Raw genomic sequence first — 12,531 nt, 5'->3', positions numbered from 1 at the left:
GGCGATCCTCCCCGGGAGTGGCGCGCCGATCGGCCACGCGCGCTCTGCGACCGATGTTGGGGCGCTGGAGCGCTGAACGCCTCATCCCTGGCGGATGAGGCGGACCGGGGCCGTGCTCAGTCCACGAACCACACGTCGGCCAGGTCGACGGCCGCCATGCCCTGCTCGGCGGCGATCCGCTCGAGGGCGGATGCGAGCTCCAGCGACAGCCCGACGACGACGTCCGCCAACGCGACGGCACCGGCTTCCGCGACGACGGCGGCGGCGACGCGACGCGCCGCAGCGACCCCTTCCGCGTAGTTGTGGTCGTCGGAGAGCACAGCCCGCACCGACTGGTAAGCCCGTGCCCGGGCGTAGACATCGACCGACACGTTCCGACCTGTGCTGTTCTCGCTCACGGTGCGCTCCTTAGGGCTCTGCCATCCGGCCGGCCCTGACCACCGGCCCGGCGCGGGCGTCCCCCGCGCCGGGCATCGGGACGACATACTCACGGTGGACGTTGTCATCCTCCGAGAGCGGCGTTCACGCGATATCGTCAGGAGCGCCTGATCCCGCGAGATGCGGCATGGCGGACACGGCGTCGGCGGATGAGTCGCTCACCCGCGGCGCCTGCTCACTCGCCGGGCAGTCCTTCGCGACGTGCGTCGCGCGACCCTGCGTGATCCGAACATGTTCCACCTCCTCTCGAGTCCCGTCGGGCCGGAGCCGGGCGAGGCACTCAGGAACTGCCGACGCCGGCCGTCTCCATGGCGTGCATCTCCGCTGCTTCCGCTGCGGACACCAACCCGACCGCGACGAGGTCGAGCGGGCTGATGAAGCCGTCGCCGATGCGGAAGCCGCCCGCGGCCACCACGGCGTTCCGGAGCGGGATGGCCCAGGTGTGCTCGAGCAGCACCAGCGCCGCCGCCGAGCCGTTGGGGATCTCGTCCATCACGTCCCATGCGTCCTCTTCGGAGAAGACGTCGGCGCCGCCCTCTGCCGCAGCCATGGCACCGGCCTCGGCACCGGAACGCATGCCTTCCTCGCCGTCGATCCCCAGGCCGATCAGGGCGCCGACGACACTGCCGAGCTCGATCGCCTCGTCCTCGGTGAGGTTGCTGAGATGGGCCACTTCGACCTCGCCGTCGGCGTCCTTGTGCACCGCGAGCGCGTCGATCACGCGAACGGTGTCGGTCTCCCGCAGGCGCTCCAACTCGGCGATGATCTCGCCGTGGAAGTTCGGCTCCGGGAAGCCCAGCACGATCAACTGAACAGGTCCGATACTCATATCTCTCCCCTCCATCGGGCCGGCCGACAAGAGCCGCGAGATCGGGCGGCCGGCGCGGCCAGGGTTGCCGAATACCGCCATCCACGCCTCATCCACGTCAGGTGAGACCCCATCGGCAGCACCCGTGCCGGTCGTCCCGAAACGTGACAAAAGGAACTACGCAGCGAATCGTCAAGCACGCAAAGTGTTCCCGTAGTGACAGAGAGGGCAAGCGAGGAGGGGTCCCACCGTCGAGTAACGCACCCGCTCCGACCTGCGAGTTCACAGCGAACGCCCCGCACTTCCATGTCGACCAATAGGCCGAACGTCGCAATTTTCTGATGCATGGACATCACTCCCGGATCGCTATAACCTGCTCGCTGGGGTTACCGCTCGTAGAGATCGCTTTTCTGATCCGGACCGCCGAGAGATCTATTCGAAGGCCGCACCACGGGATTGCACCGACAGCGGGGCCGGACGATCAGTCAGGGGATGATCGCCGTGCCGCACGTGCCGCAGGCAAAAATTGCGGTTCCACCACTTCCTTCCGAGTTCGTCGTGCGCGCAACGCTCCGTTCGGCCCTCGACGCCGGCGCCGCTGCCGACGTCTCCCTCGTCTGCGCCCCCGCGGGTTACGGCAAGACGCTGCTGCTGTCGGACTGGTCGCGCTCGAGCACCGATGTGGACACCGCGTGGGTGTCGCTCGACCGCGACGACAACGACCCGGGGCGGCTCTGGGCGGCGATCGTGGCGGCGCTCTCCGCATGCCCGTCGATCCCTGGCGGGAGCCGGCTCCACGCCCCGTGGGTCTGGCGCCACGACGAGCTGCCGGAGTGCCTCGCCGAACTGGTCCAAGCCATCGGGGCCTTGCCCCGGCCGATCCGGTTGATTCTCGACGACGTACACGAGCTGGTCGAACCCGATGCCCTGCACAGCATCGGGGCCCTCACCCGCAACCGCACCGCGGGCCTGCAGCTCGTCCTCTCCAGCCGACGCGATCCCCCGCTGTCCCTGCCACGGCTGCGGCTCGCGGGTCGGCTCTGGGAGCTGCGTGCGTCGCAGATGCGGTTCACCCCCGCCGAGGCAGCCACGCTGCTCGAGAAGTCGGGCCTGCGGCTCACGCCGACCCAGGTCGAGATGCTGCACCGACGCACCGGCGGGTGGGCGGCCGGGCTGCGCCTGGCCGCGCTCGGAGTGGCCGAGTCCGCGGATCGTGACGCGTTCCTCGCGCAGTTCTCCGGCGACGAGCGCTCCGTCGCCGACTATCTCGTCGGTGAGATCCTCTGCGCGCTACCGGAAGACGTGCAGGAGTTCCTGCGGGTGATCAGCATCAGTCAGCCGGTGCCCACCGGCCTCGCCACCGCGCTGTCGGGCCGCGAGGATGCGGGCTGCCTGCTCGACCGACTCGAGCACCAGACGTCCCTGCTGTCGCCGATCGGCCGAGGTCGTGACTCCTACACCATCCAGGAGCTCCTCCGCACCTACCTCCTCGCCGACCTCCGCAGGCAGGGCATGAACCGCGCCGAGGCGCTGCACGCCGTGGCAGCACGGTGGTGGGCGGCCGAGCCCGATCCGGTCCGGGCCCTCGATCACGCCTCACAGAGCCACGACAGCGACCTGTTGACGGAGATGCTGCGTCGGCTCGCGATTCCCCTCATCCTCTCCGGCGGCCACACCCCGCTGCGAGAGGCGCTGACCTGCGTCAGCGCCCAGACCGTGGCGGCGGACCCATGGCTCGCCCTGACCTCGGCCATGGTCCGGCTCGAAGCAGGAGAGCTGTCGGCTGCCTGTAGCGATCTGCGGCGCGCCCGGCAGGTGTGGCCCACCGACGGCCCGGCCGACCTGGCGGTACTGCGCGCCGTGGCCGAGCAACTCACCGCGGGCGTGGCCGACCCCGCACCGGGCTCGTCGCATACCGCTGTCGGATACACCGGCGAACTACCCGCCGAGCCCGAACTGGAGGCGCTCGCCCGCCTCAGCCAGGGCACCGCCCACCTCGAGTGCGACGACCGGGTCGGGGCCCGCGTGGAGTTGGAGGCGGCGCTGTACCTGAGCCGCATCCACCATTTCGACTACTTGACGATGCAGAGCCTGGCTCTGCTGGGCATCGTCGAGGGCGGCACAGGAGACATGCACTCGATGCGGGAGGTGGGCATCGAGGCCTCGGCCACCGCCGCCGAGCACGGCTGGGAGAACACCATCTGGGCCGCGGTCTCCACAGCGATGCTGGCCTACACAGCTCTGATGCGCACGGACACCGCCGAGGCCGAGCGATCTGCGGCGGAGGGGCTGGCCCTGGATGTCACGGCGTCCTCCCCTCGGCTGCGGTTCGCCCTGAAGGCCGTACACGGCGCCGCTGCCTTCGACGCCGGTGGCCGTGCCAGCGGGCTGGCCGAGCTGCAGCAGGCCCGCTCGGAGTTCGGCGGCCGTCCGGCACCGGCGGAGCTGGTCGCCGCGCTCGCCATGCTCGAGTTCCGCACGGCCCTGCTGCTCGGACACTCGGCGGCGGCGCGCACCGTGCAGAGCTGGCTCGCCGATCGCACCGGCGACACCGCGGAGCTCCTGATGATGCAGGCATGGGCCGAGACGGCCGGATGCCGCCAGGACCACGTGCGATCACTCCTCATGCCGGTGCTGGAGGGGGTAGTCACCATGGTGCTCCCCCAGACCGTGGTGGAAGCGTGGCTGCTGGAGGCGTCACTCGCCGTCGCCTCGGGCAAGCGATCTGCCGCCCGCGCGGCCCTCCGCAGGGCGCTGGCCGTGGCCGAACCGCTCGACGCGCTCCGCCCGTTCGCGTACGCCGGGCCGAACATCCGGGAGCTTCTCGTGCACCAACGGGGCAGCTTCGGGGCATCGGACGCGTTCGCCGAGCGTGCGGTCGTCGCAGGTGCGGGTGGCCGTGGGAAGCGTGAACCCATGCTCAGCGAGCGCGAGCTCACCGTCCTCGGGCTGCTTCCGTCGTTGCTGTCGCTCGACGAGATCGCCACCGATCTCGCCGTATCGGTCAACACCGTGAAGAGCCACGTGCGGTCGATCTACACGAAGCTCGGCGTGAGCAGCAGGCGACTGGCGGTGCTCGCGGCCCACGAGCACGGCCTGTTGAGCGGCAGCGTCCGCCAGGCGTGACCCGCCCGGCCGCTCGTGGTCATTCGACTCCTGTCATTCGAGGTGCGGCTCGCTCGACCCGGCGATCGCGTGATGGATCCAGCGGCAAGCACCGGGCTCCAGCGTCATCGCCTCGACCTGCGCCGGTTCGAACCAGCCGGCGTCGGTGGTCTCGATCTCGTCCGGGCGGGGCGATCCCCATTCGGCCACGCCCTGGAAGCACACGACGAACGGCTGGCGGATCTCGCCCGCAACGGGCTGGATGACGAATGCCGGATCGCTGAACAGCCCCACCAGCCCGGTGATCCGCACGCGCATGCCCGACTCCTCGGCGGTCTCGCGCACCGCGGCCTCGATGGCTGTCTCCCCCACGTCCATGCGGCCTCCGGGAAACTCCCACGAGCCGCTGTCGCGGCGCTGGACGAGCAGGAACCTGCCCTGCCCGTCCTGGACGGCGACGAATACCGAGGGCGTGACGATGGTGGCCGCCGGAGCGTCGGGGTCGTGGAAGTGCACGCTCCGCACCGCCACCTGGTCGTCCCACACGAACTCGGGCCCCGCGTCCATCTCCGTCATCGCCTGCCGCCTCCCTCTGGTCGACACGAGGCTGTACTGCAACGGTCGTCCGGAGAGCGAACCGGGACATCCCCTATCTGAGGTGACTCTCCAGCTCATTCCAGCCGGGTGACGACGGAGGGGATCGGAGCCGCCACGGTGGGATCCGGTAGCAGCAGGGGCCCGCGACGGGCATCTGTGGCATTCGGACCGAGGAGGTCGGCACCCATGCAGATCGGCAAGGCGGGCCGGACGCCGGCCGCGCCCCCTGATCTCCGACGACGAGCGGCAGCCGCCCTGGCGCTTGGCGCGCTCCTCGCCGCACTCCTGGTCGTGATCGTGCACATCCTGCAGAACCCCGGGCGAGTCCTGCTTGCGCTGGCGCTGGTCGTCATCGCGGTGGTCGCCGGATGGACCGCGTTGGTGAACCGGGGCTGGCGCCGGATCGCGGCCGCAGCCGCGGGGGTCCTGGCGCTCGCCGGGATCGTCGTGCTGCTGATCGGCTCGGTGGTGGAGGTCGCGGTGCTGATCGGCCTGGTGATCCTCTCGACGGTCTCCGCCCGGGTCGCACTCGGCCGAGATCTGGCTCCCGTACGGAAAGGTGCCCGGTCGGTCGGGCCGTCCCGCCACGGTGTCCTCCTGATGAATCCGTGGTCGGGCGGTGGGAAGGTCAAGCACTTCGCCCTGGAGGACGAGGCGCTGCGCCGCGGCATCAGGCCGGTCGTGCTGCACCACGGCGACGACCTCCGGGCACTGGCCGAGCAGGCCGTCGCCGACGGGGCGGACGTGATCGGCATGGCGGGCGGTGACGGCTCACAGGCGCTGGTCGCGGACGTGGCACGACAGCACGACGTGGGATTCGTCTGCGTGCCCGCGGGCACCCGCAACCACTTCGCGCTCGACCTCGGGCTCGACCGCGAGGACGTCGTGGCCGCGCTGGACGCCTACGACACAGCGGTGGAGTGGCGCGTCGACCTCGCGATGCTCGGCGAGCGCGTCTTCGTCAACAACGCCTCGCTCGGCGTCTACGCCACCGTCGTGCAGTCCGACGCCTATCGTGACGCCAAGCTCGCGACCACGGCGCAGCTGCTCCCCGAGCTGCTCGGACCGAACGCACAGCGCTTCGACCTGCGCTTCACCGGCCCCGACGGTGCGGACACCCGCTCGGCCGACATCGTTCTCGTCTCCAACGGGGTCTACCGGCTCGACCGGCTTGCCGGCTTCGGCACCCGGGAGCGGTTGGACGCGGGCGTCCTCGGGATCGTCTCGATGACGGTCGACCGCGCCCGGGACGTCCCTGGCCTGATCGCGGCCGAGGCCACCGGACGCATCGCGGACTTCCGTGGCTACAACGAGTGGACGGTGCCGGAGTTCGTGGTGCGTTCCGGCGACGAGCTTGTCAACGTCGGCGTCGACGGGGAGGCGCTCGCACTGCCACCCCCGCTGGTCTTCCGCACGCTTCCGGGCGCGCTCCGCGTGCGCACGCCCCTGCATGCACCGGGTGCGTCCCCCGCGGCCGTTGCGGCGCCGGGGGTCTGGGGTGCAACCACCGCGCTCACCCGAGTGCTGGCCGGACGCCCGGCGGGACGGCCGGCTCCGACGGGAGCCTGACCTCGTCGAGGACGACCGCCAGTCGATCGAGCGCATGATGGCGTCGTGGGACCCGAGGAGAAGTTCGATGGACGAGCCGGGCTGCGAGCTGCGGAGACGACACACGGTCAACGACCGGAACCGCGCCGGGACGGTCACCTGAGCGGCGGGACGGAACGCACGATCGCGCACCTGCGCACCCGCGGGCTCCGCGAGGCCGTGGCGCATGCGGAGCGGTTCCTCCTCGGACTCGACGAGCGACCGGTGGCCGCGGCGGTCGATGCGAGCGCGCTACGTCCCGTGCTCGGCGGGCCGCTGCCCGACGAGGGTGCTCCCGCCGAGGCCGTGGTCGATGCGCTCGCCGTCGGTGCCGACCCGGGCATCGTCGCGTCCGCCGGGCCGCGGTACTTCGGGTTCGTCGTCGGCGGAGCCCTGCCCGCCGCGCTGGCCGCCGACTGGCTGGTCTCCGCGTGGGACCAGGATGCCGCGTTCCACTCGCTCTCCCCGGCGGCCGCGGCCATCGAGGAGATCACCGCGGAGTGGGTCCTCGACCTGCTCGGGCTGCCTGCCGGCGCAAGCGTCGGCTTCGTGACGGGCGGGCAGGCGGCGAACACCACCGCGCTCGCCGCAGCACGGGGCGGTGTGCTCGCCCGCGCCGGCTGGGACGTCGAGCGCCAGGGTCTCGCCGGCGGCCCTCGCGTGAACGTCGTGTGCGGCGAGCAGGCACACGCCACCATCTTCACCGCGCTGCGGCAGCTCGGCCTGGGCTCCGACACCGCAGTCCTGATCAGCGCCGACGACCAGGGCCGCATGAACCCCGCCGACCTCGCCTCCACCCTTTCCCGGCTCGACGGGCCGACGATCGTCTGCGCGCAGGCCGGCAACGTCGCAACCGGCACGTTCGACCCCTTCGAACCCGTCGTGCAGGCGTGTGCGGCGCACGGAGCCTGGCTGCACGTCGACGGCGCCTTCGGGCTGTGGGCCGCGGCAGCACCGGCCACGCGTGCGCTGGTGCGCGGCGTCGAACGCGCCGACTCGTGGGCCGTGGATGCCCACAAGTGGCTCAACGTTCCCTACGACAGCGCGATGGCGATCGTCGCCGACCCACTGGCCCACCGAGCCGCAACGGGCATGGCCGCGGACTACCTCGTCACCGACGGCGAGCAGCGCGACTCCACGAACTACGTGCCCGAGTCCTCGCGCCGGGCCCGGGCCGTGCCCGTCTACGCCGCCCTCCGCTCCCTCGGCCGCACGGGCGTGGCCGAGCTCGTCGAGCGCAACTGCGCGCAGGCCCGGCGGATGGCCTCCCGCCTCACGCAGTTGATCCCGGGCGTGGAGATCCTCAACGACGTGGTCCTCAACCAGGTGCTGGTCCGCCTGCCCGGCGACGATGCCGCCAACAGGGCAGCGGTGGTGGCGATCCAGCGCGACGGAACGTGCTGGCTCGGCGGCACCCGCTGGGGCGACCGGGACGTGTTGCGCGTCTCCGTGTCGAACTGGTCCACGTCAGACGCCGACATCGATCGCTGCGCCGACGCGATCGCCGCCGCCCTGCCGGGATGAGCGGCGCGCGATCCGCTCCGGACGCTCCGAAGGTTTTGTCTGATTTGTTCTCACTGCCCCGTTGAAGTGACTTGATCCGTTCGTTCGTCTGTAACCACACAGTGTCTCTCCGGGCACGCGACCGCTCCACCCTCGCTGCCGTCCGCCTCCGGCGCGCCACCAGCGCGCAGCGGACGTGGAGGAGCCACGATGAGATTCACTGTCCGACGTACCGTCGCCGCGGCAGCAGGCGCTGCGCTACTCGTGCTGAGCGCCTGCGGTCAGAGCGCGGTCGAGAGTTCAGGGGCAGCCGGGGGCGAATCTGGCACCTTGGTGTTCGCTGCCGTGCCGTCCGAGGAATCGACATCGCTGCAGCAGAGCTATCGGTCGGTCATCAGCATGCTCGAAAAGGAGACCGGCCAGAAAGTCCAGTTCCAGAACGCCACGGACTACGCGGCGGTCATCGAAGGCATGCGCGCGGGTCAGATCGACATCGCCGGGTTCGGCCCCTTCTCCTACGTCCTCGCCAAGAACCAGGATGCCGGCATCACGCCGGTGGCAGCCCAGGTCGACAACAAGGGCGACGAGCCGGGCTACCAGTCCTACGGGATCACGGTGAACGACTCCCCCATCACCGATCTCGCCGGATTCGCCGGACAGACGGTTTGTTTCGTCGACCCGAACTCCACATCCGGATACCTCTACCCCACGGCCGGCCTGATCGAGGCGGGGGTGGATCCGGCCACGGGGGTCACTCCCGTCTTCGCCGGCGGGCACGACGCGTCGGCCCTCGCCGTTGCGAGCGGGCAATGTGCGGCGGGCTTCGCCTACGACTCGATCGTCGACACCCAGCTCATCGAGTCCGGGCAGCTGAAGCCCGGCCAGCTGCGCACGGTGTGGAAGTCGGAGACGATCGCCGGATCCCCCGTGGCGGTTGCCAGCGATGTCGACCCGCAACTGCGGCAGAAGATCGCCGACGCATTCACGCAGAAGGCGAACGTCGACTACCTGACCGCCAACGGATTCTGCGCCTCGGCCGACACGTGCGAGGTCGGCGAGGAAGGCGGCTGGGGCTACGTCACCGTCGACGATGCCTTCTACAACGGCGTGCGCCGCGTCTGCGACGTCACCAAGGCCGAGTCCTGCACGAGCCTGGGCTGAGCCCGGTGCCGCAGGAGGGGATTCGCATGCACGGCGACAGCATGATCGAACTAACGGATGTCGGTAAGCGATTCGCGCGGGACGTCATCGCATTGGACGGTGTCACGCTCACCGTCCGCGCCGGGGAGATCGTGGTACTGCTCGGGCTTTCCGGCTCAGGAAAGTCAACCATGCTGCGGCACATCAACGGCCTGCACGAGCCGACGACCGGGACGGTGCGGGTGCTCGGCAGCGATGTCGGCCGCGCCCGAGGGGCGGAGCTGCGCCGCTTGCGCACTCGCATCGGGTTCGTGTTCCAGCAGTTCCACCTCGTGGGGAGCGCGAACGTCCTCGAGAACGTCTGCACCGGTGCACTGGGCGGGCTGTACGGCCCGCGTCTCGGGCTGCTGAGCTACCCACGCCGCATCCGCCGCGCCGCTCTGGAGCAGCTCGACCGTGTCGGGCTCGCGGACCAGCGGTTCCAGCGCGCCGACACGTTGTCGGGCGGGCAGCAGCAACGCGTCGCAGTGGCGCGGGCCCTGCTGCAGCGGCCCCGGATCCTGCTCGCCGACGAGCCCGTCGCCTCTCTCGATCCGGAGTCCTCCGCACAGGTCATGCAGCTCATCGCCGACGTCAGCCGCGAGGACGGTCTCACCGTGCTCTGCAGCCTCCACCAGGTCGAGGTGGCGTTGGCGTTCGGCGAGCGGATCGTCGGGTTGCGATCAGGACGGGTGGTGCTCGACCGGCCCGCCGAGGACGTCGACCGCTCCGACGCGATGGCCGTGTACGCGGACGCGCCGCTGCCCGCCGTGCTCGCTGGTACGGAGCGATCCGGCCCGTGACCGCCCTCGACACCTCGCCACCTGATCCCCGTCCCCACCATTCGGGCACGACGGTCGCGCCGCCCTCGCGGACGGGCACCGCAGCCGCCCTCGTTCTCCTCGCACTGCTGTGTGCGGCCGTCTGGTCGGTCGGCGAGCTCCGGCTGAATGTCGCCACGCTGGTGGACAGCATGGGCAACGCCGCCGATTTCCTCTCCCGGACCCTGCCGCTGGACTTCCCGCCGCTGGGCGAGCTCGTGGCGCTGACCGGGCAGACGATCGCGATCGTCGTCTGCGCGACCCTGCTCTCGGTGCTGGTCAGTGTGCCGATCGCGGTACTGGCGGCACGCAACACCACGCCCGCGCCCACCGCCCGCTACGGTGCCCGCACCGTGATCGTGGTGGCCAGGGCGGTGCCCGACGTCGTGCTCGCGATCGTGTTCTTCCGCCTCTTCGGACTCGGTGCGCTCGCCGGCGTGCTCGCGATGGGGCTGCATTCGGTGGGCATGGTCGGAAAGCTCTACGCCGACGCGATCGAGCAGATCGACGAAGGCCCGCGCACCGCCGTCCGTGCGACGGGAGCGCGCCCCCTGCAGGAGCTGGTGGCCGGCGTGCTTCCCCAGGTGCTTCCGGCGTTCGTGGCCACGGCCCTGCATCGGTTCGACATCAACCTGCGGATCTCCGTGCTGCTCGGGTTCGTCGGGGTCGGCGGCCTGGGCTTCGAGATCGCGAACGCGCTGCGCCGGCTCGACTACCAGCGGGGTGCGGCGCTCGCGCTGGTCGTCCTGGCCCTGTGCGTGGCCGCGGAACTCGTGTCCGGAGCCGTCCGCCGGTCCCTGCTCGGTGGGCACGGTGAACGGGGCCACCGGCGAGGCGGTGCGGCCCGCGCCGTGGCGCGACGCATCGACGCCGTGCGCGCGCACGGGCTGTCAGGGCCGGGTGAGACCGTGCCCGATGCCCGACGGGTGACCCCGCCGTGGACGCCGCACCGCGTACGGGGCGCGCTCTTCGGCGGGGTGACCGTGCTCGTCATCGTCGCGTCCGCGGCCGGCGCGGACCTCTCGCCGTGGCGAATCGTCACGGGCCTCCCGGACATGGTCGCCACGCTCGCCCTGTTCTGGCCGCCGACGACGGGCGGGATTCTGCCCACCCTGCTCGCCGAGCTGGCGGTCACCGTGCAGATCGCGCTCGCGGCGACTCTCCTCGGCGCCGTTCTGGCGCTGCCCGTCGGTGCGCTCGCCGCGCGGAACGTGAGCCCCACTCCGAAGACCGCCGCCGTGTTCCGGATGGTCATCGTCGTGGTGCGGGGCGTGCCCGAGCTCGTACTGGCCATCGTCTTCGTCGTGATCACCGGTCTGGGACCGGTGGCCGGGGCGCTCGCGCTGGCGATCGGCGCGATGGGGTTGCTGGGCAAGCTCGTGGCCGACTCCCTGGAGGAGACCGACGTGCGCGTGCAGCAAGCGGTGCGGGCATCGGGCGCGTCCCGTTCGCAGGTGTTCGTCGCGGTGACGCTGCCCCAGGCGGCGCCCGCCATCGCGGCACACCTGCTCTACCAGCTCGACGTCAACATCCGCTCGGCCACCCTCCTGGGCATCGTCGGCGCGGGCGGGATCGGTTTCTACCTGCTCAACGCCTCGCGAGTGATGGAGTTCGGCGTCGTCACCACGATCACGTTGATGGTGTTCGCCACGGTCATGGCCGTCGAACTGCTCGCGCTGTGGCTGCGCCGTGCGGTCTCCTGATCCTGCGGCGCTACGGAGTCGCGGACCCGGCGCGCACGCTCTCGATGATCCGATCGATGTCCGCCGCGCGCTCGGCGGTGGCGCCACCGTCTCGGGAATACGTGTCGAGCTCGCGAGCCGCGTAGGTGACCAGGTCCTCGACGTTGCGCGGGTCGCCCGCACCATCGCCGACGCCGTGAGTGACGGCATCGAGGTGGAGCCGCCAGCCGTCGAGTTCGAGCCGGGAGCAGTGGACGAAGAGCACCTTCTCCAGCTCCGCCCCCTCATCGCCGGGGTCGGTGCTCCGGGCGATCTCGGCCCGCAGGTCGTCCAGGCCGATGTCGAGACGCGTCCGATAGTCGGCCCAGTCCCGGTCCGCGACGTCCTGGCAGCGGTCGTGGGCCCGCACGAGGTGCGTCAGCAGGGTGTCGAGGGCCGTCCGCACATGCTCGGCCACCCTGGTGCCGGACGACCCCTCGGCTGCACCCCGGACGGCGCGTGTGACCTCCGCCAGTCGATGTTCCCGCGGGTCCGGCGGTGATGAGGAAATGGTCACGAAGCGTGAGATTATGACGACCGCACGGGCAGATGCCACGAGGGAAAGCTGAACAATGGATGACAGGAAGCGTCCGATCAGTACACGTAGGACTGTCCGGCTGGGGTAGTACCAGTGGCGCCGTTCGGACAAATTGTGCTACTCCGCCTGTCCGTGGCCGGCAGGTCCGTGCCAGATCGCCTTTATGTCGGTCATCGGACCCGACGGGAAACGGCCATGGACGCCGGCGCGCCCGCTGTTGACAGCGCGGCCGTG

Annotated in this window: 10 protein-coding genes; 6 read left to right on the top strand and 4 right to left on the bottom strand. The window is 70.8% G+C overall.

From position 1 onward, the window contains the following. Nucleotides 1-116: 116 nt before the first annotated feature. Entirely contained in the window at nt 117-398 is a 282-nt protein-coding gene (locus ABD743_RS24900) for a hypothetical protein (RefSeq protein ID WP_344724620.1), read from the bottom strand. Nucleotides 399-718: 320 nt separating this feature from the next. Then, complete coding sequence (locus tag ABD743_RS24895; RefSeq protein ID WP_344724619.1) at nt 719-1,267, bottom strand: hypothetical protein; 549 nt, start codon at nt 1,265-1,267, stop codon at nt 719-721. 471 nt (nt 1,268-1,738) lie between these two features. Between ABD743_RS24895 and ABD743_RS24890 the strand changes: the two genes are divergently transcribed. Next, complete coding sequence (locus ABD743_RS24890) at nt 1,739-4,372, top strand: winged helix-turn-helix domain-containing protein (RefSeq protein ID WP_344724618.1); 2,634 nt, start codon at nt 1,739-1,741, stop codon at nt 4,370-4,372. A 33-nt stretch (nt 4,373-4,405) separates the two neighbouring features. Here the strand turns inward: ABD743_RS24890 and ABD743_RS24885 are convergent, their stop codons facing one another. Then, nucleotides 4,406-4,927: an NUDIX domain-containing protein gene (locus ABD743_RS24885; RefSeq protein ID WP_344724617.1), complete on the bottom strand. Its 522-nt coding sequence runs from the start codon at nt 4,925-4,927 to the stop codon at nt 4,406-4,408. Between the two features lie 207 nt (nt 4,928-5,134). Between ABD743_RS24885 and ABD743_RS24880 the strand changes: the two genes are divergently transcribed. The 5 genes from ABD743_RS24880 to phnE all read left to right on the top strand — a co-directional run bounded on the left by ABD743_RS24880 (nt 5,135) and on the right by phnE (nt 11,741). Further along, entirely contained in the window at nt 5,135-6,517 is a 1,383-nt protein-coding gene (locus ABD743_RS24880) for a diacylglycerol/lipid kinase family protein (protein ID WP_344724616.1), read from the top strand. 45 nt (nt 6,518-6,562) lie between these two features. Continuing rightward, the gene (locus tag ABD743_RS24875; protein WP_344724615.1) at nt 6,563-8,059 is read left to right on the top strand and encodes a pyridoxal phosphate-dependent decarboxylase family protein; all 1,497 of its coding nucleotides are present in this window, start codon (nt 6,563-6,565) and stop codon (nt 8,057-8,059) included. Between the two features lie 189 nt (nt 8,060-8,248). Continuing rightward, nucleotides 8,249-9,199 carry a phosphate/phosphite/phosphonate ABC transporter substrate-binding protein gene (locus ABD743_RS24870; RefSeq protein ID WP_344724613.1) on the top strand — a complete coding sequence of 317 codons (951 nt, stop codon included), beginning with the start codon at nt 8,249-8,251 and terminating at the stop codon, nt 9,197-9,199. A gap of 41 nt (nt 9,200-9,240) precedes the next feature. Further along, entirely contained in the window at nt 9,241-10,020 is a 780-nt protein-coding gene (gene phnC, locus ABD743_RS24865; protein ID WP_344724612.1) for a phosphonate ABC transporter ATP-binding protein, read from the top strand. Continuing rightward, nucleotides 10,017-11,741, top strand: a complete 1,725-nt coding sequence (gene phnE / locus ABD743_RS24860) for a phosphonate ABC transporter, permease protein PhnE (RefSeq protein WP_344724611.1) — start codon at nt 10,017-10,019, stop codon at nt 11,739-11,741. Before phnC ends, phnE begins: the two co-directional genes overlap by 4 nt. Before the next feature lie 10 nt (nt 11,742-11,751). On the opposite strand, the gene ABD743_RS24855 is transcribed toward phnE, so the two are convergent. Further along, the gene (locus tag ABD743_RS24855; RefSeq protein WP_344724610.1) at nt 11,752-12,276 is read right to left on the bottom strand and encodes a hypothetical protein; all 525 of its coding nucleotides are present in this window, start codon (nt 12,274-12,276) and stop codon (nt 11,752-11,754) included. Between the last annotated feature and the right edge of the window lie 255 nt (nt 12,277-12,531).

The sequence above is a fragment of the Pseudonocardia yunnanensis genome, from assembly GCF_039534065.1.
GTDB lineage: Bacteria > Actinomycetota > Actinomycetes > Mycobacteriales > Pseudonocardiaceae > Pseudonocardia > Pseudonocardia yunnanensis.
This window is presented reverse-complemented; position numbering and strand designations above follow the sequence as displayed.